Source organism: Bartonella sp. W8151, assembly GCF_016100385.1.
GTDB classification, from domain to species: Bacteria; Pseudomonadota; Alphaproteobacteria; order Rhizobiales; family Rhizobiaceae; genus Bartonella; species Bartonella apis.
This window is the reverse complement of the sequence record NZ_JACFSO010000004.1, coordinates 363,500-389,262: the sequence shown is the minus strand read 5'-3', so window position 1 is coordinate 389,262 and position 25,763 is coordinate 363,500. Positions and strand designations below refer to the sequence as shown.

The following is a 25,763-nucleotide window of genomic DNA, read 5'->3' as shown; positions in this document are numbered from 1 at the left end:
ATTTTCCATCCCGTTTCACGGGTTATTCTGCTTTCTTGGAGGTTGCCTTCTTGGTTGCCGCCTTTTTTACCGTCTTTTTGGTGACGCTTTTCTTGGTTGCCGCATTTTTTGTTGCAGATTTTTTTACTGTGGCTTTACGGCCTTTTTTGGGAGAAGCTGCTTTTTGAGAAATGAGTTCCAGGGCTTCTTCCAAAGTTACTGATGCCGGGTCTTTGCCTTTTGGTAACGTTGCATTGATCTTGCCCCAGTTGACATAAGGTCCATAACGGCCGTCGCGGACTGTCACATCGCCACCATCGGGATGTTGTCCAAGGCTGGCAATAGCTTTGGGCGTAGATCCTCTCCGTGCGCCTCCACGCGCCTGTTTCTCAGCCAAAACAGTTACCGCCCTGTTGATGCCGATATCGAAAACCTCTTCCGGCGTTTCAAGATTGGCATATTGGCCATCATGAGACACATAAGGTCCATATCTGCCGATAGAAGCCATAATCGGCTTCCCGGTTTCAGGATGTACTCCCACTTCTCGCGGTAGAGATAAAAGAGCAAGCGCTTTTTCCAAATTCATTTCGCTTGGCGACCAGCTTTTCGGAAGGCCGGCGCGTTTCAGCTCCTCGCCATGTTTACACTCGACATAGGGGCCGAAACGACCGATTTTGAGTGTTACGTCTTCGCCATTATCAGGGTTTTTGCCTAGTATTGTAGGGCCATCCTGCTCGGTTGTGTTGCCATCCTTGGCGTCTTCACTTCCCAATTGTCTGGTATATTTGCAATCGGGATAATTGGAGCAACCGACAAAGGCACCATAACGGCCGAGTTTAAGAGATAGACGCCCCTCATGGCAGAGCGGACAGGAGCGGGGATCACTGCCGTCTTCGCGTGGGGGAAATGCGAGTGGTGCAAGCGCGTCATTTAACACATCAAGCACATTGCTCACGCGTAATTCTTTAATATCGGAAACCGAAGCATTGAACGCGTCCCAGAATTCGCGCAATACCTGCTTCCAGGACAACTTGCCGTCGGAGATGAGATCAAGCTTTTCTTCAAGATCGGCAGTAAAATCGTATTCGACATACCGATTGAAGAAGTTTTCAAGGAATGCTGTAACAATGCGCCCTTTCGCCTCGGGAATAAGCCGGCGCTTGTCTATCGTGACGTAATCGCGATCACGTAAAGTGGCAAGGGTCGAGGCATAAGTCGACGGGCGACCGATTCCAAGCTCTTCCAGTTTTTTGATCAGGGTTGCTTCGGAATAACGGGCAGGAGGTTCGGTCGTATGTTTGAGAGCGTCAATCGACACTTTTTTGAGCTCTTCATCCGCTTCCATCTTCGGCAGCCGCATCGAGTCTTCGCTATCGGCAGAGTCGTCATCTTTCTGATCAAAATAGGCAGCAATAAATCCGTCAAATGTTACTACCGACCCGACAGCTCTCAAATTTGCATGGTCGGAACCGTTTATTGCTTCAATCTCGACAGTGGTGCGCTCGATATCGGCAGACTTCATCTGACTGGCAATCGCCCTTTTCCATACAAGCTCGTAAAGTTTGAACTGGTCGCTATCGAGAAATTTTTTAATGTCGTCCGGTTTTCGTTTGAAATCGGTTGGACGTATAGCCTCGTGCGCCTCCTGCGCGTTTTTTGCTTTAGTCGAATAGAAACGGGGTTTCTCGGGCACATAATTTGCACCGAATGTATCATGAATGGCATTTCTTGCCGCTTCAATGGCTTCGGGGGCGATCTGTACGCCATCAGTACGCATATAAGTGATGAGGCCGGTTGTTTCGCCGCCAATGTCTATACCTTCATAGAGTTTCTGTGCCACTTGCATGGTGCGCGAGGCCGAAAATCCGAGTTTTGATGAAGCCGCTTGTTGTAATGTTGACGTTGTGAATGGTGGTACCGGATTGCGTTTTGTCGGTTTTGATTCGACACTTGTGATCCGGTAACCGGCTCCATCCAACATGTTGCGGATATTTTTTGCCTGATCTTCTGTTTTAATGTCGAGCTTGGCGAGCTTTTTTCGGTTAAAAGTCGTCAGATTAGCCAGGAAGCTCTCGTTTGCTTTTGTTGCAAGCTTGGCTTCTATTGACCAATAGTCTTCACGCTTGAAACGCTCGATTTCCGATTCCCGATCGCAAATGAGGCGCAACGCAACTGATTGCACACGACCGGCCGAACGGGCTCCGGGAAGTTTGCGCCAAAGGACAGGCGATAAGGTGAAGCCGACAAGGTAATCAAGTGCACGACGCGCCATATAGGCGTCAACAAGGGGAATGTCGATATCACGCGGGTGAGCCATAGCATCAAGAACGGCGTGTTTTGTAATCGCATTAAAGACAACGCGTTTGACAGTTTTACCTTTCAAAAGCTTTTTATGCTGTAAAATATCAAGAACGTGCCAGGAAATAGCTTCCCCTTCACGGTCCGGGTCAGTTGCCAGAATGAGGCCATCGGCATCTTTTAATGCCTTCGATATTTCTGCGATTCGTTTTGAACCGGTTGAGCTCGTGTCCCATTTCATCGCAAAATCTTCATCCGGCAGAACAGAGCCGTCTTTTGCAGGAAGATCACGTACATGCCCGAAGGACGCGAGAACTTTATAATTGGGTCCTAGATATTTATTGATTGTTTTAGCTTTTGCCGGTGATTCGACGACGACAACATCCATAATGATATCCGCTTCCCTGAACCAATGATTTTACTGTACTCTCAATTGACCGGCTTATTCCCATTGGTCAAGGCTAAATGATAAAAAAACACACTTGCAACTATTGATTGCAGCAAAACATGACACACGTTATCATCGTTAAGCTAGCTAACTATAATAACATCTATCAAAGCAGTATCAGAACTTTTAGTTAGGCAATCAGGAGCGATAAATGCGGGGAAATTATGTAACAAGGAGAGGGTTACATGTCTCTAGAGCGCGTTAAAATCATCGGATATATTGTTGATATGTCCCTTCAGATGAATATCATGGCGAATAACGTCAATTCTCCATTTTTGGCTTATTTGTTGGAAATGGTTGCAAAAGAAGGGCAGCACATCATGAAAAACGATGCTGTCAACAAGGAAAATCGTTGATCGCCAATGATACGAGTCCGCCGCTGTGACGGACGAGTTTCCCGGCCAAATCAAGTTCAACGAGTATAAGATAAATCTTGTCTATCGACACACCGGACGCAAGACAGAGCGTTTCTATGTCAATCGGTGTTGTTGAAAGTGCATCCATTATTGCATTTCTGTCGAAGTCGCTTGCGTCAACACTACTATTTTGCTCTTCATTCTTGTGCTCTGAAAATTGCTTGAATGATTCGTCTTTTTCGTCGTTATCAAACAGCGGCATTCGAGGTGCAGTTGATGGTGCCAAGGGGCCAAGTGTTTCTATGATATCTTCAGGTCGGGTAACGAGCAGGGCGCCTTCCTTGATGAGATTATTTGTTCCTTGTGCACGCGGATCCAAAGGCGAACCGGGGATAGCAAAGACAATGCGTCCTATCTCGGCCGCCAATCTTGCAGTAATCAGAGAACCGGAACGGTTTGCCGCCTCGCACACGAGAATTCCCAAAGATAATCCCGCAATGATTCGATTGCGGCGCGGAAAATCTTGGGCGCGTGGTTGCGTGCCAATCGGCATTTCGCTGACAATTGCCCCACCTTTATCCAATATGGCTTCATAAAGGTCGCTATTTTCCGGCGGATAGATATGATCGATTCCACCTGCCATAACGGCAACAGTTCCAGTATCAAGACTTGCGCGATGGGCAGCTGTGTCGACGCCACGCGCCAGTCCTGAAATGATAGTAAATCCTGTTTCACCAAGTTCTTTCGCAAAAAGTGCAGTCAATTTTTTGCCTGTTGCCGAGGCGTTACGAGAGCCCACAACACCTACGGAAGGCGAAAAGAAACATTTGGGGTTACCCTTGACTGCAAGCAGAGGAGGGGGAGTTTCTATAGCTCGCAAATAGGGTGGATAATCAGGCTCGCCCACTCCTATGAAACGTACGCCAATTTTACCCGCAAGTTCGAGCTCGCGTTCTGCATCCTGTTTGCTGGCAATCCGTATCGGTTTACCTTTGCCTCCCATCGTGCTGAGCTCCGGCAGAGCATCAAGAGCCGCTGCAGCCGAACCGAAATGCTCTATGAGGTTAATGAAAGTAACAGCACCGACGTTTTCGCTGCGTATGAGTTGTAGCCAACTCAGCCGCTGAGCATCGGTAAGGACAATCCCTTTACGTTTTTCCATCTCGGTTACAGAGCTTTCCTCTATTGTTTCTTTGCGCCGATCTTGCTTTCCGTTCCGTTCAGCAAGCGTCTGATATTCGCATGGTGTTTCAAGATAACGATGATACTCATCACCGAAAGAACGAGCGCAAAAAGATTTTGCGACGTGCTATCCATGAAAAGTAGAATAAAAACAGGCACTAGGATAACTGCGAAAAGTGCCGAAAGCGAGGAATAACGCGTAATGAATGCGGTGAGCAACCAGACGCATATAAAAACCAATGCAGCCGGTGGGTAAAATCCGAGGCATACACCGAGGTAGGTGGCAACGCCTTTGCCGCCTTTGAATTTGAGCCAGACGGGGTAGATATGACCGATAAAGGCTGCAAAACCGCCTAAAGTGACAATGACGATATTGTTATAATCGAACGACGATAATAGGGAGGCGAAATAAACCGCCAATGTCCCTTTGAACATGTCACATAATAACGTCAATAAAGCGATTTTTTTGTTTCCCGTTCGCAAGACATTGGTGGCGCCTATATTTCCGGAACCAATTTTGCGCACGTCTCCAAGGCCGGCTAAGCGGGTGAATAACAGCCCGAAAGGGATCGAACCGATGAGATAACAAATTATCAGTGTCAGCCACGAAACCATCTTTGGAGATAAACCTATATCGGCCATAAAAATATCCTTTTCAAGATTTGCCGTTAGATCGTTCAGTTCCGGTATTCATATACCAGTTTGCCAGCAACATAGGTTTTTAGGACATGTCCTTGAAAACGGGCATTTTCGAATGGCGTATTTTTGGATCTGGAATGAAGCATATCAAGAGTTAAGACCCAAGGTTCATCAAGATCGACCAAAATGAAATCCGCAGGTTTTCCAACTTGCAAAGTTCCTGCATCAATCCCCAAAATCTTTGCAGGATTGGTGGAAAGTAAAGCCGCTATTTTGCCAAGCGATAGTGAATGATCATGGTAAAGCCGGAGTGCTGCTGCAAGCAATGTTTCCATTCCTACCGCGCCAGCTTCCGCATCTTCAAAGGGTAAGCGTTTGGTATCGGCACCTTGAGGATCATGACTGGATACAATAATATCAATTGTTCCATCACGAACAGCTTCAATCATCGCATGACGGTCATCTTCTGACCTGAGCGGCGGCGAGAGCCGGAAAAATGTCCTGTATTCTCCAATGTCATTTTCGTTCAATGTCAGATTATTGATTGAAACGCCGGCTGTAACATTGGTCAAATTCTGTTTTGCATAACGGATGGCTTCAGCCGACATTCCCGTTGAAAGTTCTGCTGCGTGATAACGGCAACGGGTTAAAGCAGCCAGACGCAAATCACGTTCAAGCGGGATGACTTCCGCTTCTTTCGGAATACCCGCAAGGCCAAGCCAGCTTGAAAGGAGCCCCTCGTTCATGACACCGTCGCCGGTTAGCCATTTATCTTGCGTTTCATGGATGATAAGGGCGTCGAAGTCATGGGCATAAGTCATGGCACGTCTTAATACCAATGAATTTTCAATTGTTTTGTGTCCGTCCGTGAAGGCTATTGCACCGGACTCTTTCAATAGACCGAACTCGGTCATTTCCTGCCCTTCAAGTTGCTTGGTAATTGCAGCTGAAGGATAGACATGAACCGAGGCATTTTCACGCGCTGTTTGCTTGACGAATTCGACCAGTGCAACGTCATCTATGACCGGATGGGTATCCGGCATCATGACAAAGGATGTTACGCCGCCCGCTGCAGCAGAATGACTTGCCGAACGAATGGTTTCCCGATGTTCGTTACCCGGCTCACCGACATAGACGCGCGCGTCGACCAACCCCGGTAGAATTGCTTTGCCATGTGCATCAATAACCTCCGCACCGTCGGGAATGCCCTGATTTTGTGCATCTTTGCCACAAGCTTTAATGATGCCGTCGACGATGATGAGCGTTCCCAATTCGTCCTTGTCACAGGAAGGGTCAACGATGCGAGCGTTTTTATAAACCAAGGGTTTTATCATTGGATATCTCCTTCGCTGCGGCGTGGATCCAAGAGAGCCTCGATAACAGCCATTCTGACAGCAACGCCCATTTCAACTTGTGTATGAATAACGCTTTGCTGACCATCAGCAATATCCGATGCAATTTCGACCCCGCGGTTGATTGGCCCCGGATGCATGACAATGCAATCCTTATTTGCAAGTGCCAGTTTTTGTTTATCAAGACCGAAAAAGCGGAAATATTCTCTAACCGAGGGAATAAATGCTCCGGACATGCGTTCTCGTTGTAGTCTTAGCATCATGACAACATCTGCGTTTTTCAGGCCTTCCTGCATTGTTGTGAAAACTTCAACGCTCATATGGCCGATGTCATAGGGTAAAAGCGTCGTGGGTGCGACGGCGCGTACCCGTGCTCCGAGCGCATTAAGACTTAAAATATTGGAGCGGGCGACACGCGAGTGCAATATGTCGCCGCATATAGCGACAGTCAAACCCTCGATCCGTCCTTTGGCCCGACGGATTGTCAATGCATCAAGGAGAGCCTGGGTTGGATGTTCATGCGCACCATCACCTGCATTGACAACGCAGCAACTTACCTTTTGAGCTAGTAGCGCCGCCGCACCACCCGATTTGTGGCGCACAACCAGAATATCAGGATGCATGGCATTCAATGTCATTGCGGTGTCGATAAGTGTTTCACCTTTTTTTACGGATGAATGGCTGACAGCCATATTCATGACGTCGGCACCAAGTCGTTTGCCTGCAAGTTCAAAGGATGATTGCGTACGTGTAGAATTCTCAAAAAAAAGATTGATCTGTGTTCGACCGCGCATCGATGTTTTTTTCTTGTCAATCTGGCGTGATACTGCGACATTGGCGTCGGCGCGATCAATGAGTGTAGTAAGATCCTGAGCACTGAGGCCTTTTATGCCGAGGAGGTGGCGATGGGGAAAAATAGGGAAAGAAGTTATTTGAGTCATAGCAGAAATTTCCTAAAGAAACTGAGTGACACTACAACAAGGCTTGCTTTTTATGCAATCTCTGTTTTAACCGCATAAAAAACTAAATTTCCAGATAGCAATATTATTAATTGACGGAATCAGGAATAAATTGTGAGTACCTTACCCAATCAGAATATTATGCGAAAAAATGCTTTTTTGGATGACGCGGTTCTGTTCCGTTTTTCGTCGCTTTTGCCAACCCCGCTTTTAGCAGGTTTCGAGGAAATAGGTGCATTTGTTGCAAGCAGGGAAGCGCAAGACCTTGCAAGACTCGCCAATATTCATAGACCCATTCTCAGGCGTGAGAATGAATGGGGGGACAATCTACAACAACTGGAAATCCATCCGGCTTACCATGCTTTGCTGCGCCGCTCCCGTCAGGCAGGGTTATGTTCTTCTCTATGGGAAAATGGACCGGCCGAAAATGGCGTGCGTTATCAGTCACGGGCAATCAGACTTTTTCTGATGGCAGGACTCGAGACAGGGCATCTTAACGAGATTACATCAACAAGTGCAGGAATTTCCGCACTTATCGGTGAATCGGATTTATTTTCCGGTTGGAAAAATGTGTTATTATCCCGCCAACATGATTATTCGGCGCGTGCCATTACAGCAAAACGGTCAGCAACGCTTACCTTTGCCAACGACGATATCACAAATAATTTGCAAAATCCTGCGCAAGTATCGGCTGCGACGCGGATTTCCTTTGATTCGGCAAGCGGGCGTGATCTCTATCGTATAGATGCTGTCAAGCAATCAGTATTAAATCCGACGGCCGACGGATATTTTGTAACAGCCGAGGTCGGCGGGCAAAAATGTTGTTTCTTTGTATCGCGCTTTCTTGAAAATGGTGCATTGAACGGAAATATCTCCGTAGATTTTCTTGTCCACCGCGCTGGTGAATGCTCGGCTCCCGAAGGACAGGTTTCATTTCACAATAGTCTCGGTTGGTTGATCGGCAAGATTGGCGAAGGCGATAGGGTCGTCAGAGATGTCGAGACGATGACGCGTTTTGATCAGGCAGTTATTTCTGCAGGCGTACTTCGTGCAGCACTTCAAACAGGCATCAATTTTTTCAGGCGCTTCAATCCGCGACAAGTTTTACCACCATTGACAGAACGTATATTTGCCGATCTTGCTCTCGACGTGGTTGCTTCACAATGCCTTGTTATGCGGCTTGCCCGTGCGTTCGACAATGCCGCATCAAATCGCGGAGAAGCGGCATTTGCTCGTATCATGACACCGATCGTTGCCATCCACATCAATGAGCTTGTGGTTCCGGTTGTGGGAGAAATTATTGCTCAAATGGGAGCGCAGGCATATATGTTCGACAGTCGGATGGCGAGAATGCTCGTTGATGCACCAATGCGTAGCATGAAGGGAAATGGAGGTAATGATATTGTGATTGATACCATCCGTTTGGGAGAAAGGGCACCCGGTCTTTTTCAGGGGCTACTCGACCAGATTGGTCGTGATATCGGTCCAGCGGGTCCTAAAACTGTCGAAATACTCAATGCGGCTGCACGAGTGGCTGCAAATGACATTGGTGCCGGCAGGCTTTTTATCGAACAAATGGCCTATGCCGGTGCAGCAGCCGCTTTGCAACAAGCCGATATGAATCATATTACTGCTGCCTATATTGAAAGTCGCCTTGGCGGGCAATGGCGTTCGTCTTACGGTATGTTGAGTGCGCGTCATCACGCCGGACATATATTGGATACGCTTTATCCCGCAGTTTGAGTTAAACTTTTATTCTACAGTTCGAGCCAAACGTTGAAGCCTGTCGAGTGCTCCTTGCAAAATAAAAGCGGCTGCTGCTGAATCAATTCTATCGGCACGTTTTGCACGCGAAACATCCATTTCGAGAAGACCGCGTTCTGCGGCCACTGTTGACAGCCGCTCATCCCAGAATACAAAAGGAATTTGTGTTAAACCATTCATATTATGAACAAAAGCACGCGTTGCCTGAACGCGTGGGCCGCTTGTGCCGTCCATATTTTTGGGAAGGCCAATAATTGCTACGCCGATATTTTCTTCACGAAAAATTTTCATGAGGTCATGAGCGTCGATGGAGAATTTTTTGCGTTTCAAAACAGGGCGGGGGGTGGCAAAACGCCAACCGAGATCGGATACAGCGATGCCTATCGATTTTGTCCCCAAATCAAGGCCGATGATATTTTTATTCGCCAGACCGAGTTCAGGAATTTCAGTAATATCTATAACCGACATTGAGGTTGGCCTTTATCGAATATCCGGTTTGAACAAGCAGGTACTTGGCATTTTAGGATTTTGCGTTCAATATACGGTAAAAGATGGAACTTCCAATAAAAAACAAGGGTAGTGGCATGAAAATCACATGGCTCGGGCACGCAGCCTTTCGCGTCGAAGTTGGCAAAGCGGTTATTCTTATAGATCCTTTTTTGACCGGTAATCCGGCTGCAAAAGACCTCGATATCAAAAAAGCCGTTGACGGTGTGACGCATATAGCCCTCACCCATGGTCATAGCGATCATGTGGGAGATACAATTGCTATTGCAAAGGAAAAAAATGTACCAGTGACAGCAAATGCCGATCTTGCTGCCTGGCTCCAGTCGCAAGGTGTGAAAAACGTCATTCCCGGTAATGCAGGTGGTACGCAGGCGCATGACGGCTATAGCATCACTTTTGTCAATGCCATTCATTCGTCGGCCATGCTCACCGAAAACGGTGTCTCGCAATGTCTTGGCAATCCTAACGGGCTGGTATTCCATTTTAATGATGCACCGACGCTCTATCATATGGGTGACACAGATATTTTTTCCGATATGCAATTAATTGACGAATTGCACGAGCCGGAAATCGGCATTGTGCCCGTTGGGGATTTTTTTACAATGGGGGGCGCCGTCGCAGCTCTCGCATGTCAACGTTATTTCCATTTCAAAACAGCGATACCTTGTCACTGGGGCACTTTCCCGGTTCTTGATCAGACACCGGAACGGTTTGTTAGGGGTATGAAAGGAACAAAAACCACAGTTGCATTGCCAAAAGTCGGTGAAACGCTCGATTTCTGAACGTTTTTTCTTGCTCTTGGTGCTTTGGCCTTTATACTTTTCGTCAGCGAAAATGCCTTTCATACGGGATTTGCCTAATATCTATAGATATTAAAACAGCCAAACGTGTTGCCCGTCTTTCGCGCATAGTGGTGAAAGGCGATTAAGCGGAACGTATGGACAGAGTACGATTCCAAACTTTGTTGAGCAACTTGATGGAGATGAGGGACCTATTGTGCCACAAAGTTTTTTGTCAGTGCATTTACTGAAGGATTATCGTATGCGGTAAAAGCAACCAATGCATTTAAACGCTAAAGAGCTTGCACCAGCAGCAACAAAGATCGGGTATCGAAAGTTTGCTAACAATGTGACGAATTATCAGATGGCCGGATTTTGACTAACGCTTTATGACAGTAAATATACTATCGTTGGGAGCAGTACAAAAGAAAATATACTATCGTTGGGAGCAGTACAAAAGACTTTTCATTTTTTATGAAAAACAGCGTTTTACCTTATCCGGGCAATATTCCTGAAAACCAACCAGCTAAATAATATTTTTCGGCGGAAAACAACGATGAAAAAAAGCTTCATAAAAATTGCTTTTTTACTTATTTTTCTAACTTATGGAACATTTGGAATGGCTCAAACAAAGGTGGTTGCCACATCATTACACGCGCCAACAGGCATAGCATTTAATAATGAAGGAGAAATGCTAGTTACCAACTGGTCTGGAAATTCCGTCGTTAAAATAACGACACAAGGAAAGCAGCAAGTTGTTTATTCTGGCATAAGCGCTCCAGCGGGCATTGTTGTTGATCATAACGATGATATCTATGTTGCATCTTATCAAGACAATTATATTTTAAAGATAGATAACGTCGGTAATGCGTCAAAAATCGCGAGCGGTTTTCATACTCCCACGGGGATCGCCTGGTCAAATACCGATGAATTGTTAGTCACTAATCGTTCATCTGGCGAAATAGTATCCCTCAATGTTGAAACGGGTGCAAAAAAGATAGTAGCGTCAAAACTTGGCTTACCCGTTGGCGTGGCACAATTGACTAATGGCGATTTGGTCGTTTCACAATATAGCGGGAATTTAACGCATATTAATGCAGCAGGCGTTCATAAGCAGCTAGGTTCCGGCTTTGATCGGCCTGGCGTGGGGATTGTGACTGTTTCTGACCATTTAGTTGCTGTCATTGATAATGGCGCAGGGGCTGTTCGGCTAGTGAATGTTGATACAGGGGAAACAAAACTGCTCGCTAATCATTTAGATGGGGCTGTAGCTTTAGCCTATTTCAAGCATCGTTATTATGTTGGAACTTGGAATGATGGCCAAATACGTGTTTTCGATTAATATCAAATTCTTAAAAATTGAACTTCAATGTTTACCGGCAAAATCAATATAACCGGCAAGGTCAATACAATAAGGATGATTAGCCAATCTTAATAACTCGGTCACCACTCTTATAGCGGGCGTTTTTTGCGTGATTTTTGAATGGGAAAGACAGATCAAGGATAAGTAGGATTTAACTTATAAAAATCCTGGCTCATTGTCGTCTTCTACCCGAAACAGTTTGTCTGCGCGCGGGGTAACCATGCCCCCACCTGAACCATCAATTACCACTTGGTTTGAAAGCTCTGACGATAGAAAATTGATAACGGATTTATGCTCCAGAAATAGGGGTAGTTGTCATTGGCAACATTTATGTCATGGGGGAGCTGTCGCCGACTTTAATTGGAATATAGTCTTATTTTAAGACCGCGATTCCATGCTATCGGAGCGCTTTTCCTTCTCTTAATCAAAGACCGGAATGCCTCGTTTTCGGCGTTGCAGATGGAAAAACAGTTTTAGAAATACCAAAAGTCGGTGAAACGCTCAATTTCTGCACGTCTTTTCTTGCTCTTGAGGGCTTCGGCTTGTATAGCTTCATTATACAAAATGTCTTTCATACGGGATTTACCTAATGTCTGTAGATATTAAAACGGTCAAACGTGTTGCCCGTCTTTCGCGTATTGCTGTGAAAGATGACGAAGCAGAACGTATGGCAAAAGAGTTGAACGCTATTTTGGGATTTGTCGAGCAGCTTGACGAAGTCAATGTCGACAATGTCGAGCCTTTGACATCTGTTATTCCGATGACTTTGCGTACACGTGAAGATGTGGTCACTGACGGAAACAAAGCGGCTGATATTGTCGCCAATGCACCTTTGAGCGAAGACAATTTTTTCCTCGTTCCAAAAGTTATCGAATAGCAATTTGAATATTTATTTTTGAGGCATGATATGACCGATTTGACGAAGCTGACAATAGCCGAGGCTCGTGACGCGCTCAAGAAGGGCGACTTCAAGGCAACCGAACTTGCGGATGCATATATCCATGCCATTGAAGCATCCAATCCTGCTATCAATGCCTATGTTTCGGTAACAGCCGATCACGCACGAAAGATGGCAAAAGTCTCCGATGAAAGATTTGCTCAAAATAAGGCAGGTGCACTTGAAGGGATCCCGCTTGGCGTGAAAGACCTTTACGCAACCTATGATATCCACACCCAGGCGTGTTCTCATATCCTTGACAACTTCAAACCGAAATATGAGTCGACTGTAACAAGTAATCTCTGGGCTGACGGTGCGGTTATGCTCGGGAAACTCAACATGGATGAGTTTGCAATGGGATCGTCCAATGAGACATCCTATTACGGTCCCGTTGTCAATCCGTGGCGCGCCAAAGGTTCGGAAGAAAAATTGGTGCCCGGTGGTTCTTCCGGCGGGTCGGCTGCCGCTGTTGCAGCTCGTTTGTGCGCTGGTGCGACGGCAACCGATACTGGCGGTTCCATTCGTCAACCTGCTGCATTTACCGGTACTGTCGGCATCAAGCCAACCTATGGACGTTGCTCGCGTTGGGGAATTATCGCTTTTGCTTCTTCGCTTGATCAAGCTGGCCCCATTGGCCGTGATGTACGGGATTGCGCCATTTTGTTGAAATCCATGGCGTCATTTGACGAGAAGGATTCGACTTCGGTTGATCTGCCGGTTCCCGATTATGAAGCATCCATCGGAAAATCGGTCAAGGGCATGAAAATCGGTATTCCTAAGGAATATCAAGTTGACGGTATGTCGGAAGAGATAACGGCACTTTGGCAAAAGGGCATAGATTGGTTGAAAGAGGCGGGAGCTGAAATCGTTAATATTTCTCTTCCTCATACGAAATATGCATTGCCGGCTTATTATATTGTTGCGCCTGCGGAAGCATCATCAAACCTTGCCCGTTATGATGGTGTGCGTTATGGCCTCAGGGTTCCGGGTAAAGACATTATCGAAATGTATGAAAACACCCGTTCAGAAGGTTTCGGCCACGAAGTCAAACGGCGTATTCTCATCGGTACGTACGTGTTGTCGGCCGGTTACTACGATGCCTATTATCTTAAGGCACAAAAAGTTCGCACACTCATCAAACAGGATTTTGATAAATGTTTTGACTCCGGCGTTGATGCTATTTTGACTCCGGCCACACCAACAGCGGCCTTCGGAATTGCCGATAAAAAATTGAAAAACGATCCTGTAGCCATGTATCTCAATGACATTTTTACGGTTACTGTGAATATGGCAGGGCTTCCGGGAATTTCATTACCTGCCGGACTTTCAAAGGAGGGGCTACCTTTAGGTTTGCAGCTTATTGGCAAGCCGTTCGGTGAGGAACAATTGTTCCAGACAGCCAATGTTATCGAACAGGCGGCTGGTAAGTTTTCTCCCGAAAAATGGTGGTAAGCGATTGTTGATATCTGCCGATATCGGCATTCACTATTAAATCTGTTGAACACGGCAACTTCCTTGCCGTGTTTTTAGTTTCTTACGTGTCGCGTATTCAACAATGAAAGCTGTGAGGCACGGGAATGAAATATCAGTTGATTAATGGTCCAAAAGCTTTGGTTTTAGGGATGCGATAAATTTTTGAATCAATAAAAACACGTATTATCAGTAAGTTATGAGCGTTTATTATAATTAAATATTAACAATATGAGATCATCAATAAACGGGATTAAGGACAGTTTCAAGATTTTTAAATAAGACCGGTAAAAAAGTTTAGCTTGTTGACGTATTCAATTAGGGTGTGGTTCAATGTTTGTCAGTGTTTCACCGGCGAGATTTTCCACATTGAAACGTCAATGTAGCCTCGCAATATTTTCATATCAAGATAAAGGCCATCGCTTTCGAAAATTATCTAAACAACTGATGATTGACTTTCTCATACCGATAAAACAAACCGAGTAGCTAACTCCGTGTCTGGCAAAAATCGAGCCCTAATTGTTGCATTACAAAAATGGTGGTCAAATTCGGAGTGCTAATTTATTTCAGGATAAGCCGGTTAAACGGGGGACAGGATTGTCACCCCCCGAGATAAGCTGCTTTCACCCGCGGGTCTTTGAGCATAGTTTTGCCTTCACCCTCGAGAATGATTTTACCAACTTCCAGAATATACGCATAGTTGGCGACCGATAATGCAGCAAATGCATTCTGTTCAATAAGCAGCACTGTTTTGCCCATCTCGTTGATTTTCCGGATTATAGAGAAAATTTCCTGAACGAGAATGGGGGCAAGGCCCAAAGACGGCTCGTCAAGCATGACAAGTTCGGGATTGCTCATAAGTGCCCGTCCGACCGCAAGCATCTGCTGTTCACCGCCCGACATTGTTCCGCCTAATTGTTTCGACCGTTCGCGGAGCCTTGGGAAAAGATCAAAAATCCATTCGATATCCCGCTTGATTCCGTCTTTGTCTTTGCGGATATAAGCACCGAGTTCCAGATTTTCCAAAACGGTCAAATGTGGCATGATACGGCGTCCTTCGGGGCTCAAGGCAATTCCCTTTTTCAGGATTTCTTCAGGCTGTTTTCCGAGGATATTTTCACCTTTATAGATGATTTCACCGGTTACCGATTTGTTGAGCCCCGCGATCGAGCGGACTGTACTGCTTTTTCCTGCGCCATTTGCTCCAATCAATGTGACAATCGAGCCTTCCTTGATAGCCATGGATAAGCCTTGTACGGCTTTGATTGCCCCATAATTCACACGAAGGTCGTTAATCTCAAGAATATTCATGAATTTCTCCGCCAAGATAGGCTTCGATAACTTTTTGATTGTTGCGGATTTCGTCCGGAGTTCCATTTGCAATAAGTGCGCCATATTCCAGAACCCAAATGCGGTTACATAGCCCCATGACAACGCGCATATCGTGTTCGATGAGCAGAATAGTAAGTCGGAATTCTTCCCTTATTTTTGAAATAAAGGCGCGTAATTCTTCACTCTCCTGAGGGTTCATACCGGCTGCCGGTTCATCAAGAAGCAACAATTCCGGTTCGGTTGCCAAAGCACGGGCGATTTCCAGACGTCTTTGAGCACCGTAGGGGAGCGCTATTGCAGGCTGGTCAGCAAGGTCAGCAAGGTGAACTCGATCCAAAAGTTCAAGTGCTTGTTCACGAATGTGTTTTTCTTCTCTCACTGCCGAAGGGATGAATAGAGCGCTAGCAAACCACGGGCTTTTTTGGCGCACATGCGCCCCGACCATGACATTTTGCAAAACGCTCAATCCGGTAAACAAGCGGATGTTTTGGAATGTGCGGGCAATATGACGTTTGCAAACAACATTGGGGTGAAGACCTGAGACTTTTTTGCCGTCAAATGTAATTGTGCCACTTGTCGGGGTGTAAAAGCCCGAAATCATGTTGAAAACGGTGGTTTTACCGGCACCGTTAGGGCCAATGAGGCCGGCGATGCTTCCCCGTTCAATAGCGATGTTGATGTCATTGACTGCCGTTAATCCGCCGAAGCGCATTGTGACATGATCGAGGTTCAATATCGTGTCACTCATGATTGATCTCCGCTCTTCACCTCGGAACGTTTTTTGAAAAAGCGGTAAATTCCATTCCAGGAAAATTCACGTGTGCCGAGCAAGCCGCTTCTCCAAAACAGGATTATGCCCATGAGCAATATCGAAAAAATGACCATTCTAAGCCCCGGAATTCCAGGAATATGAATGAATCCGAAATTAATCGGTTGCTCGACAATGCGTAACCATTCCAGCATCACGGTAATGATGACACTACCAATGATGCTACCGGTAATCGAACCGAGGCCACCGGCAACAACGATCATCAAAATATTGAATGTCAAAAGAAAATTGAACATTTTGGGATCGATTGTTGAAATAAGCGCTGCAGTCAGTGCACCTCCGACGCCGGCGAAAAATGCACCGATTGTGAAAGACAATGACCGGTAGAAAAACGTGTTAACGCCCATAGTTTTTGCAGCAATCTCGTCATCTCGTATTGCGCAAAGAGCGTTTCCTGTGTTGCTTTTTAAAAGCAGCACAATAAAGGCGACAGTGAACGCAAGCCAGCCATAGTTCCACCATAAATTGCCATATTGCGGTATACCTTTTATGCCAAGCGAGCCATTCGTAATCGGCGTCGCATTGGTAATGACAACACGTATAATTTCGGCAAATCCGAGTGTTGCAATGCCAAGGTAATCCCCACCCAGGCGCAAAACCGGTAGGGCAATGACAAGGCCGAGAACAGCAGCGCATATGCCGCCCAAAATAACAGCAAAGAAAAACGGTATTTGCAGATTCTGGAGTGGACCGAACATTGGCTGCAAAATCCACATCATCTGCTTTTGTTCGGGTGATAAAAGCAAGATAGCACAAACATAAGCGCCAATAGCCATAAATCCGGCATGTCCTAAAGAGAACATTCCGGTAAAACCATATATAAGATTGAGTGATACAGCCAGAATCGCATTGATTGCAATGAGGTTCAAAATACGCACGGTATAAGCATCAAAATGGTTCTGCGCATAAAACAAAAACGCAATAAGGCAGCCGATCGAAATCAGTGAAAGGATAATTTGTGAGGATTTTGACATCAAATTTTTTCCTCGCTTTTCTTACCCATAAGTCCAGTCGGCATGACGAGCAGGATCATGATGAGCATGATAAAAGCAAACGCATCACGGTAGCCGGAAAGTGACGGGAAAAATGCGATGATCATGATTTCTATAAAACCTAAAAGCAATCCTCCAAGCATTGCACCTTCAACAGAACCGATACCACCAATAACTGCAGCAATGAACGCTTTTAACCCGGGAATAACCCCCATATACGGGTTGATTTGAGGGTATCTGAGTGCCCACATGATACCGGCTATTGCAGCAAGGGCAGATCCGAGGCCGAACGTAAATGCAATAATCTTATCTACAGAAACGCCCATCAATCGGGTGGTTTCGATATCGCGAGAAATTGCCCGCATGGCCAAACCCGGTTTGGTTTTATTGATAATCCACAAGAGAAGAACAACAAGCAATAGTGAAACAATGGGAACGATCAGAGCCATTGGAACGATGCGGATGATGCCTTGAGCACCTTCTCCAAAATGCCATTGGATAGGAGTTACCAGCAGTTCGGGTTGTTTGACGCTTTTTGGCACGCCAGTGAACAAAACGGTTGCGAGATTCTCGATAAGAAACGACATGCCGATTGCACTGATAAGCGCTGAAATACGCGGGGCATCGCGTAAAGGACGGTAAGCGATACGGTCGACTGCGATACCTCCGGCACTGGTAACAAAGACCGCAAAACAGACGGCAAGTAGCCAGATAGGTGTAAAATCCTGCGGATGAATAAAACTGTAATAGGCAAGTGCCAGAATAAGAATAATGAAAAGTGCTGCCCAATAGGATTTAATGCGTGTTTTAAAGCCGATAAAAACTGAATAATAAACAAGAATAGCGAGTATAATCAGAAGCACTGCCGCCCAGGCAGGCATGAAACTTATAGTAGAGAAAAAAACAAAATAGGCGCCAAGCATAAAAATGTCGCCATGCGCGAAATTGATAAGGCGTAAGATGCCGTAAACCATTGTGTAGCCAATGGCTATCAGACCATAAAGCGCCCCTAACGCCAAAGCATTAAAGAAATGTTGGATGAACATTTCCGTGCTCATGTCTAAGCCTTCCTGATGTCATAGAGGGTTGATTGGAGAAGCTCATATATAACTTCAATCATCCGGTCGAGTTTTATTCGGCCGGATGATTGTTTTTTAACAGGTTTTTCGTTTATAGAGCGGGTTTAACTTCACCGAGATAAACGCGTTTTCCATCCTTGATCTCGATAACGCCGATCGGAATTTCAGGATTATGGTTTTTATCCATAGTCATAGCTCCGATCGGTGTCTCGAAGTCTTTGAGCTTTGCAAGTTCGGACGTAATCGCTTCGCGGTCGCCGCTACCGGCTTTCTCAATAGCCTGCATAAACATCATGTAGGCAGTGTAGCCGAGAACCGCATTTACGTTCGGTTCTTTATTAGGGTAAGTTGCTTTCCAATCCTTGGTGAATTCAGCTGCTGCTTTAGGCATATTCGGCATATTTGCGTCATATGGAAAAGTTGTGTGAAGAAAACCTTCGGCAGCGCTTCCTCCGATTGTAACTGTTTCAGGATTATCCATGGCGTCACCGCCCATAATCCGGAAAGTTGCACCAAGTTCACGAGCCTGTTTCAGGATAATCGCACCTTCAGCAAAGTAAGCCGGAATGAAAAGGACATCCGGTTGTTCGGCGATAATCTGGGTGAGGGCTGCCGAAAAATCCTGGTCACCCGAATTATAATTGAGGTTTGCTACAACTTCGCCGCCAAGTTTTTTGAACGAGGTATCGAAGAAATTTGCAAGGCCGATTGCATAATCGTTGGAAACATCTTTCAGAATGGCCGCTTTTTTGGCGTGTAACGTATTGAAAGCATATGTTGCTGCTCCAGCGCCCTGATAGGGGTCAATAAAGCATGCACGGAAATAATATTTTTTGCCTTGGGTAACGAGCGGGTTGGTTGCAGATGTCGCGATTGCTGGTGTTTTTGCAGGCTCCGAAACTTCGCCACCAGCAAGTGCCAAAGACGAGCCATAAGTTCCGATAATGCCGTTGACTTTATCGGAAGCAGTAAGTCTCATTACAGCGTTTGCAGCTTCTACTTTGTCGGATTTGTTATCAACAACGACAAGTTCGACTTTGTGTCCGAGCACTTCCGGCTTGATTTTGTTGGCTAGCTCGACGCCTTCAAGCTCCAGTTGTCCTCCGAATGCGTTTTGCCCTGTCAGTGGAAGAAATACCCCTATTTTGATAGGGTCTTCGGCGAGAGCACTGAAATTCAGTGCTGTGGCAGCAATCACTGCTGCAATCAATTGCTTGAAAGCCATGTTTGTTTATCCCTCTGTTTTATTATTTATAGTAATTTCATAATATAAACTGACTTACGTTACAAGTTACAGTGACAAAATCCGTTTATATTTTAAACTCACGTCGAGTTTTACCATGTTCCAGTATTCTTCATGGAAACCCATGGTTCTTGCGGTGCAAGTTTCTCGCCTTTTTGTAAGAGCTCGATGGAGATACCGTCTGGTGATTTAATAAATGCCATATGACCGTCGCGGGGCGGCCGATTGATGACGATTCCCTGATCGGCCAAATTTTTACAAGTCTCGTAAATATTGTCGACTTCATAGGCCAAATGCCCGAAATTACGCCCCCCCTGATAGTCTTCCTTGTCCCAGTTATAAGTAAGTTCAAGTTCCGGAGAGTGGTGAGAATGAGCCGCATTTACATCTTCAGCGGCTGCCAGATAGATTAGTGTAAAACGTCCTTTTTCATTTTCTATCCTCCGTGTTTCCTCAAGGCCGAAAATATCGCAGTAGAAATGGAGTGATTGTTCGAGGTCTTTGACGCGAACCATTGTGTGTAGATAACGCATATTTTTCTCACTTTCTTTGATTTTCAAGTTTTACCGGTTTTTGCAACCAAAGTGAATATCATGACTGACATTCATCGCAATCGGGGGTAAAAAAACGAAACCAGGTGATTTTCTTTATGCAGGCGTCGACAATTTGGGGAAATCCTGTTCTCGGGGCTTGCGTCGCAATGAGTGAACAATATTTACTGGAGTTCAAGAGAATCATTCGTGATTAGAAGATATTGACAGGACTGTGAGAATTATGGCGAGCGATGATTTAGAGGAAGGCTGCCTTCCATCTCAAGATAGTTCTGAAACAGCAGCAACAGATGTTGCCGAAGTGAGTGGCACCATCAAATGGTTCGATGTTAGCAAGGGTTATGGTTTCATCGTGCCGGATATTGCCGGTGTTCCGGATATCCTCCTCCATGTAACTGTGATGAGACGTGACGGTTTTCACACTGCACTGGAAGGTGCACGCATTGTATGTCTGGTCAAAAAAGGTGAGCGGGGGCTGCAGTGCATTCAGGTCAAATCAATTGACCTTTCTACAGCAGTACATCCATCGGAATTACCGGCTCGCACGCATGTGGTTGTAAAAGCCGAAAGCGGTTTGGAACGCGCAATTGTCAAATGGTTCAATCGCGAGAAGGGGTTCGGCTTTCTCACCCGCGGCGAGGGGACTGAAGATATATTTATCCATATGGAAACGCTCCGTCGTTTCGGTCTTGCGGAATTGCGTCCGGGGCAGGTTGTTCTGGTTCGTTTCGGGCGAGGTGAAAAAGGTCTGATGGCCGCGGAAATCCATCCCGACATTGCGATACCTTTTCCAACCCATTAAACGATCTTTTCTATTTTTCGTTATTCGACGAGTTGTTGCCGGTTACTGTCAGACTGTTTACCGTTTAAGCCCAGTTGGAAGTAGGCTAATGATGAAGAGGTTTTTTGTCGGACTTATATTTCTGATATTTGGTTTAAGTTCGAACGCTTATTCAGAAGAACCCATGCGATTACCGGTTGATCCGGCGCCCCTCGTTATCATCACCGGGATTGGTAAGATTTCTTATGATGTAGAGGTTGCAAAAACACCTCAACAAAATGAATCGGGTTTGATGTATCGGACCGATTTTCCGGCTAACCGTGCCATGTTGTTTGTTTTCCCCGAAAAACGTATCGTGACAATGTGGATGGCCAACACACCTCTTCCTCTTGATATGTTGTTTCTGGACGAAAACGGCATAATTGAATCCATTACCCAAAACACCATACCTTACTCAACTAAAATTGTATCTTCACACGTATTCGCAGCCTTTACAATTGAAGTGAATGCTGGTGACGTGCAGAAAAACAGGATCAAAGTTGGCGACAGGGTGTTTCATCCTGCGATATGTGGTGGATGTAAGGTGGATTAAAAATGACTGCAGAGGACGTTCAATATTTCAATCATGACGGGTTCAAACTGGCCTATCGGGAAGAAGGAGAAGGAGATCCCGTCTTATTAATCCACGGTTTTGCGTCCTCATCCTATGTAAATTGGTATGCACCGGGGTGGTTTCGTGCATTGAACGAAGCCGGATATCGTGTAATTGCTATTGATAATCGCGGCCATGGTTTTTCTGATAAAAGTCATGACCCAAAGGTTTATACGCCGCAGGCAATGGCAGGGGATGCGGTTGCGTTGCTTGACAATCTCGGTATTAAAAAAGCCCAGATTATGGGTTATTCAATGGGAGCCAGAATAACTGCCTATATGTCGATCCTATATCCGGATTATGTGAATAGCGCGATATTCGGAGGATTGGGAATCGGTATGGTTACGGGCGCAGGTAATTGGGAGCCGGTTGCTGAAGCGCTTCTTGCCGACGATGTTTCGAAAATTACCAACAAACGCGGCTTGATGTTCAGAACCTTTGCCGACAGAACAAAAAGCGACCGTAAGGCACTTGCAGCATGTGTCATTACATCGAAACAGGAATTGACGGCAGCTCAGGTTCATTCAATAAAACAACCTGCCTTGGTTGCCGTTGGTACATTGGATGAAATATCTGGTGATGCCGAGCCGCTCGTGGCTTTGTTACCACATGGTGAAGCATTGATCATTCCAAATCGTGATCATATGCTGGCTGTTGGCGATCCGGTCTATAAAAAAGGTGTTATCAGCTTTCTTGCAAAGCATCCGATTAGTCTATCTTGATCGCATTTATGCAACGGATGGTGTCGATGTCGGATTTTCCATTTTGAATACAGGGAGAGGGAATAAAATTGCCGTGCTGTGAACAAAAGGGTGAGGCTATCGACGCTGGCTTGCTTCTTGACGCTCTCAAGCAAGAAGCAATGGAAGCACAGGAACAGGATCCTGCATTGAGTGTATTTTTCCAGCACGCAATTCTTGATCATCAAAGCCTTTGCGAAATGATTGCCGGTCGCGTGGCAGCACGGCTCTGGACGAGGGAACTCAACGAAGAGATACTCAATCAAATCTTTAACGAACAGATTGGCGGTATAAAGGATCTGGAAGAAATTATTGCCCGCGATATATCTGCGGTTTTTCATCGTGATCCGGCATGTAAACGGTTCATTGAGCCGATACTCTATCTGAAAGGTTTTTTGGCAATCCAGTCCCACCGTTTTGCCCATAATTTGTGGCTTCTAGGCAGAAAAGACCTCGCCTTATTTTTGCAAGGGCGTTCATCCAGTATTTTTCAAACGGATATTCATCCGGCAGCCCGGCTTGGGAAAGGTATTTTCCTTGATCATGCGACAGGACTTGTTGTCGGTGAAACTGCTGTTGTTGGTGATAACGTCTCCATATTGCAGGATGTTACGTTAGGTGGAACAGGCAAAGAATCGGGCGATCGGCACCCTAAGATTGGTCATGGGGTGCTAATTGGCGCCGGTGCCAAAGTGCTTGGCAACATAACGGTCGGCGATTGTGCAAAGATTGCAGCTTGTTCGGTTGTGCTGAAACCGGTTGAAGCTTATACTACTGTTGCCGGTGTTCCTGCGAAAGTGGTTGGAAAGATAGAAGATCGAGAGCCGGCATTAAGCATGGATCAATCAATTAATGAGTGAAATAACGAGCCGACATCTTTACAGAAGTCGGGTCCTGCCTTATCTGGCAGTCTGTTTAACCGTTGCAATTTTAGGAGAACGCTGTGAAGCCGGACGAAATCAAGAAACTTGATGGCTACTTTAAGCGCAAATTTCAAAACCAGTCACTGCACGTAAAACCAAGACCACGTAAGGATGATTCTTGCGAGGTTTACCTTGATGATGAATTTCTCGGGGTCATTTATCGCGACGAGGATGAAGGAGAATTGTCATATAATTTCTCGATGGCAATTCTTGATATCGACCTTGACGAATAGTCGATAGTCTTAACCTTTGTTTTTACGATTAAATTTCCGGTTGTGACTGGAAGGGTCGCTAAGCTATTTAGCGGCCTTTTGTGTTCTCTACCCGATGTAATCTTTGTTACTCGGACTAAAGCAACTTTTGTGCCCTGAAGCTTGTATATCCGTTACGGGCTATGATGATATGGTCGTGAACAGTAATTCCTAAAGCGTTGGCAACATCTTTGACCACATGTGTCATTGAAATATCTTCGCGCGACGGCGTTGGATCTCCTGAAGGGTGGTTGTGGACGAGGATAAGTGCGCTGGCAGAAAGCTGCAAAGCACGTTTCACTACTTCCCTTGGATAGACCGGCGTGTGATCTACCGTACCGACTTGCTGGATTTCATCTGCAATAAGGCCGTTTTTTTTATCCAGAAAAAGTACACGGAATTGTTCGCGCGTTTCGTGCGCAAGGGCAGCTTTACAGTAAGCTAAAACTTTGTCCCAGGATGAAAAAACATCACGTTTGTGAAGTTCTGCACGGTTTACACGTTCGCTGATACCCGCAAGGATCTTAAGGTCGCGCGCCACAGCGGGACCACACCCTTGAACCTCTTGCAGAAGATTGATATCTGCGCCGAGCACATCGGCAAGATTGCCAAAGCGGTTTAGCAACGCTTTGGCCAAAGGTTTTGTGTCGGCACGAGGGATAGAGCGGAACAATAAAAGTTCCAGATATTCATAATCAGGAAAACCAACGCCTTTCGTATCAAAATAACGTTGCCTCAAGCGTTCCCGATGTCCCTTTGTGTCAGCAGATGTAACTTTTTTATTAGCTGACGCAATTTCGGTGGTTGTTTTTGCTTTATCCTGATGGGAACCGGATAATAAAGCCGCTATCATTTTTTCGGCAAATTCATTTTTATCCGTATTTTTTCCCATGATGGAGGCGCCTTTTTATGCTCCGGTTACCGGCACATAAAAAGTGTTGTTTTGCGAAAGCGTGAATATCTCGCAACCATTTTTTGTAACAGCCATTGTGTGCTCATATTGCGCCGATAGTGAACGGTCTCTCGTCACGGCAGTCCATCCATCATTGAGTATTTTGACACCCGGTTTTCCGAGATTGATCATGGGCTCGATTGTAAACATCATTCCCTCGCGCAATTCCGGTCCTTCACCGGGCTTTCCGTAGTGGAGGATGTTGGGAGCATCATGGAATATAAGACCAACGCCGTGGCCGCAAAAATCACGTACAACAGAACAACGTTCCGATTCTGCGTAACGCTGGATTGCAGCACCAATATCGCCGACCGTGGCACCAGGTTTAACTGCGGCGATGCCACGCATAAGAGATTCATGTGTGACTTCGAGTAACCGTTCGGAAGCTCTTTTTAACGGGCCTACCGGATACATACGACTGGTATCGCCGTGCCAGCCATCTTTAATGAATGTAACATCGACATTGACAATATCACCGGCATGAAGCTGTTTATTTTCCGGAATTCCGTGACAAACAACGTGATTGATCGATGTGCAACATGATTTGCTATAACCGCGATAGTTGAGGTCTGCGGGTAGGGCATCGCGATCTGCCCCATAAGCAAAAACGAAGTCGTCAATTTCCTGAGTCGTCACGCCGGGTTTGATAATATCGACCAATGCATCAAGACATTCTGCCGCTATTCGGCCGATTTTGCGCATTCCCACAAAAGCTTCTTCATCGTAAATACGAATTTGTCCGGTGTATTTTACCGGTGCATCTTTATAATTGACGTAACTAACCATTTGCCTAACTGTTTCTATCCTTTGACATCGACCATACGTGTAACAAATTTACGTATCCGGAATATCGAGTTAATATTCCATTGGCCAACTTTCAGCTCTCGCTTCCAACGGAACCAATGAAGTGTGAATTCCTGAAGAAGGGACATTCAAATTATCATCTTCCCATTGAATCACAAAGAGCATAGCCGGTGATGAAGCTGATTGCACGACATTTATAAGTGGGAATTATGAATCGAATGCGGAATAACGTATTTTTGACCGGCACAGGATATGGTCTGTCTACAGGCATTTTTTCAATATGAATTGGAAATACCGTTTTTGGATTCAACGACCTGCAAAAACCAAAGATCAGAAAATCAGATATTCAGACAAAACGCAATTCTGTTCAGGCAACAGAAATTGATCAAAATCGAATTAATAAATAGGAAACCGGTTGTAGCAACACGTATTATTATGTCGCGATAGCCGGCTTGAGAACGTGGAGGGAATTTATGCGAACCAGATTTTGGCTGTATTGTCCTATAAAACAAAGCTCATGATAAGGCGTTTAATGAAAACATGGTACATACATAAAGCTGCTGGATACAAAATTGATCAGCAACGACAAGAGCTTGGAAAC

General features: G+C 45.7%; 25 protein-coding genes. 11 read left to right on the top strand and 14 right to left on the bottom strand.

Features of this window, described 5'->3' with window-relative positions; genetic code table 11:
- Nucleotides 1-22: 22 nt before the first annotated feature.
- A complete protein-coding gene (topA, locus tag H3V14_RS09625; RefSeq protein ID WP_198228234.1) occupies nucleotides 23-2,665 on the bottom strand; it encodes a type I DNA topoisomerase in 2,643 nt (880 codons plus the stop codon).
- A gap of 245 nt (nucleotides 2,666-2,910) precedes the next feature.
- Between topA and H3V14_RS09620 the strand changes: the two genes are divergently transcribed.
- Nucleotides 2,911-3,081, top strand: a complete 171-nt coding sequence (locus H3V14_RS09620; protein ID WP_178391800.1) for a hypothetical protein — start codon at nucleotides 2,911-2,913, stop codon at nucleotides 3,079-3,081.
- On the opposite strand, the gene dprA is transcribed toward H3V14_RS09620, so the two are convergent.
- Genes dprA through H3V14_RS09600 form a run of 4 tightly spaced genes read right to left on the bottom strand, consistent with a single transcriptional unit; the run spans nucleotide 3,062 to nucleotide 7,195 of the window.
- The gene (dprA, locus tag H3V14_RS09615) at nucleotides 3,062-4,243 is read right to left on the bottom strand and encodes a DNA-processing protein DprA (RefSeq protein ID WP_198228232.1); all 1,182 of its coding nucleotides are present in this window, start codon (nucleotides 4,241-4,243) and stop codon (nucleotides 3,062-3,064) included. The genes H3V14_RS09620 and dprA overlap by 20 nt on opposite strands.
- A 20-nt stretch (nucleotides 4,244-4,263) precedes the next feature.
- Entirely contained in the window at nucleotides 4,264-4,905 is a 642-nt protein-coding gene (gene plsY, locus H3V14_RS09610; RefSeq protein WP_075870562.1) for a glycerol-3-phosphate 1-O-acyltransferase PlsY, read from the bottom strand.
- A gap of 35 nt (nucleotides 4,906-4,940) precedes the next feature.
- Nucleotides 4,941-6,236, bottom strand: a complete 1,296-nt coding sequence (locus tag H3V14_RS09605) for a dihydroorotase (RefSeq protein WP_198228223.1) — start codon at nucleotides 6,234-6,236, stop codon at nucleotides 4,941-4,943.
- Nucleotides 6,233-7,195, bottom strand: a complete 963-nt coding sequence (locus tag H3V14_RS09600) for an aspartate carbamoyltransferase catalytic subunit (RefSeq protein WP_075870564.1) — start codon at nucleotides 7,193-7,195, stop codon at nucleotides 6,233-6,235. The genes H3V14_RS09605 and H3V14_RS09600 overlap by 4 nt, the downstream gene beginning before the upstream one ends.
- A gap of 132 nt (nucleotides 7,196-7,327) precedes the next feature.
- Here H3V14_RS09600 and H3V14_RS09595 point away from each other — a divergent pair, with 132 nt between their 5' ends.
- The gene (locus H3V14_RS09595; RefSeq protein ID WP_198212563.1) at nucleotides 7,328-8,956 is read left to right on the top strand and encodes an acyl-CoA dehydrogenase family protein; all 1,629 of its coding nucleotides are present in this window, start codon (nucleotides 7,328-7,330) and stop codon (nucleotides 8,954-8,956) included.
- Between the two features lie 9 nt (nucleotides 8,957-8,965).
- Here H3V14_RS09595 and ruvX read toward each other — a convergent pair whose 3' ends face one another.
- A complete protein-coding gene (ruvX, locus tag H3V14_RS09590) occupies nucleotides 8,966-9,445 on the bottom strand; it encodes a Holliday junction resolvase RuvX (RefSeq protein WP_198228221.1) in 480 nt (159 codons plus the stop codon).
- Between the two features lie 116 nt (nucleotides 9,446-9,561).
- On the opposite strand from ruvX, the gene H3V14_RS09585 reads away from it, so the two are divergent.
- From H3V14_RS09585 to gatA, 4 genes are all read left to right on the top strand, one after another.
- Nucleotides 9,562-10,266, top strand: coding sequence for a metal-dependent hydrolase (locus H3V14_RS09585; protein WP_198228219.1), 705 nt, complete (start codon nucleotides 9,562-9,564; stop codon nucleotides 10,264-10,266).
- Nucleotides 10,267-10,819: 553 nt separating this feature from the next.
- Nucleotides 10,820-11,605 carry a hypothetical protein gene (locus H3V14_RS09580; RefSeq protein WP_198228217.1) on the top strand — a complete coding sequence of 262 codons (786 nt, stop codon included), beginning with the start codon at nucleotides 10,820-10,822 and terminating at the stop codon, nucleotides 11,603-11,605.
- A gap of 610 nt (nucleotides 11,606-12,215) precedes the next feature.
- On the top strand, nucleotides 12,216-12,503 hold the full coding sequence (gene gatC, locus H3V14_RS09575) for an Asp-tRNA(Asn)/Glu-tRNA(Gln) amidotransferase subunit GatC (RefSeq protein ID WP_075870568.1): 288 nt from the start codon (nucleotides 12,216-12,218) through the stop codon (nucleotides 12,501-12,503).
- 30 nt (nucleotides 12,504-12,533) lie between these two features.
- The gene (gatA, locus tag H3V14_RS09570; RefSeq protein WP_198228215.1) at nucleotides 12,534-14,015 is read left to right on the top strand and encodes an Asp-tRNA(Asn)/Glu-tRNA(Gln) amidotransferase subunit GatA; all 1,482 of its coding nucleotides are present in this window, start codon (nucleotides 12,534-12,536) and stop codon (nucleotides 14,013-14,015) included.
- A gap of 618 nt (nucleotides 14,016-14,633) precedes the next feature.
- Here gatA and H3V14_RS09565 read toward each other — a convergent pair.
- The 6 genes from H3V14_RS09565 to H3V14_RS09540 form a co-directional block, all read right to left on the bottom strand.
- A complete protein-coding gene (locus H3V14_RS09565) occupies nucleotides 14,634-15,344 on the bottom strand; it encodes an ABC transporter ATP-binding protein (protein WP_198228213.1) in 711 nt (236 codons plus the stop codon).
- On the bottom strand, nucleotides 15,331-16,113 hold the full coding sequence (locus H3V14_RS09560) for an ABC transporter ATP-binding protein (RefSeq protein ID WP_198228210.1): 783 nt from the start codon (nucleotides 16,111-16,113) through the stop codon (nucleotides 15,331-15,333). Before H3V14_RS09560 ends, H3V14_RS09565 begins: the two co-directional genes overlap by 14 nt.
- Nucleotides 16,110-17,168 carry a branched-chain amino acid ABC transporter permease gene (locus H3V14_RS09555; protein ID WP_198228208.1) on the bottom strand — a complete coding sequence of 353 codons (1,059 nt, stop codon included), beginning with the start codon at nucleotides 17,166-17,168 and terminating at the stop codon, nucleotides 16,110-16,112. The genes H3V14_RS09560 and H3V14_RS09555 overlap by 4 nt, the downstream gene beginning before the upstream one ends.
- A complete protein-coding gene (locus H3V14_RS09550; protein WP_075870573.1) occupies nucleotides 17,168-18,244 on the bottom strand; it encodes a branched-chain amino acid ABC transporter permease in 1,077 nt (358 codons plus the stop codon). The genes H3V14_RS09555 and H3V14_RS09550 overlap by 1 nt, the downstream gene beginning before the upstream one ends.
- Nucleotides 18,245-18,356: 112 nt before the next feature.
- A complete protein-coding gene (locus H3V14_RS09545) occupies nucleotides 18,357-19,490 on the bottom strand; it encodes an ABC transporter substrate-binding protein (RefSeq protein ID WP_198212575.1) in 1,134 nt (377 codons plus the stop codon).
- Nucleotides 19,491-19,600: 110 nt separating this feature from the next.
- The gene (locus H3V14_RS09540) at nucleotides 19,601-20,041 is read right to left on the bottom strand and encodes a VOC family protein (RefSeq protein WP_198228206.1); all 441 of its coding nucleotides are present in this window, start codon (nucleotides 20,039-20,041) and stop codon (nucleotides 19,601-19,603) included.
- 241 nt (nucleotides 20,042-20,282) lie between these two features.
- Between H3V14_RS09540 and H3V14_RS09535 the strand changes: the two genes are divergently transcribed.
- The 5 genes from H3V14_RS09535 to H3V14_RS09515 all read left to right on the top strand — a co-directional run bounded on the left by H3V14_RS09535 (nucleotide 20,283) and on the right by H3V14_RS09515 (nucleotide 23,388).
- Nucleotides 20,283-20,861 (top strand): cold-shock protein, encoded by a 579-nt coding sequence (locus tag H3V14_RS09535; protein ID WP_075870576.1) that lies wholly within the window; start codon nucleotides 20,283-20,285, stop codon nucleotides 20,859-20,861.
- An 88-nt stretch (nucleotides 20,862-20,949) separates the two neighbouring features.
- Entirely contained in the window at nucleotides 20,950-21,432 is a 483-nt protein-coding gene (locus tag H3V14_RS09530; RefSeq protein WP_198228204.1) for a DUF192 domain-containing protein, read from the top strand.
- 2 nt (nucleotides 21,433-21,434) lie between these two features.
- Nucleotides 21,435-22,214, top strand: a complete 780-nt coding sequence (locus tag H3V14_RS09525; RefSeq protein ID WP_198228201.1) for an alpha/beta fold hydrolase — start codon at nucleotides 21,435-21,437, stop codon at nucleotides 22,212-22,214.
- 68 nt (nucleotides 22,215-22,282) lie between these two features.
- On the top strand, nucleotides 22,283-23,092 hold the full coding sequence (cysE, locus tag H3V14_RS09520; protein WP_246785136.1) for a serine O-acetyltransferase: 810 nt from the start codon (nucleotides 22,283-22,285) through the stop codon (nucleotides 23,090-23,092).
- An 83-nt stretch (nucleotides 23,093-23,175) separates the two neighbouring features.
- On the top strand, nucleotides 23,176-23,388 hold the full coding sequence (locus tag H3V14_RS09515; protein ID WP_075870580.1) for a DUF3126 family protein: 213 nt from the start codon (nucleotides 23,176-23,178) through the stop codon (nucleotides 23,386-23,388).
- Nucleotides 23,389-23,503: 115 nt separating this feature from the next.
- Here H3V14_RS09515 and radC read toward each other — a convergent pair whose 3' ends face one another.
- Together radC and map are read right to left on the bottom strand one after the other, a co-directional pair.
- Nucleotides 23,504-24,298: a DNA repair protein RadC gene (radC, locus tag H3V14_RS09510; RefSeq protein WP_198228199.1), complete on the bottom strand. Its 795-nt coding sequence runs from the start codon at nucleotides 24,296-24,298 to the stop codon at nucleotides 23,504-23,506.
- 15 nt (nucleotides 24,299-24,313) lie between these two features.
- On the bottom strand, nucleotides 24,314-25,144 hold the full coding sequence (map, locus tag H3V14_RS09505; RefSeq protein ID WP_075914512.1) for a type I methionyl aminopeptidase: 831 nt from the start codon (nucleotides 25,142-25,144) through the stop codon (nucleotides 24,314-24,316).
- Nucleotides 25,145-25,763: the final 619 nt, after the last annotated feature.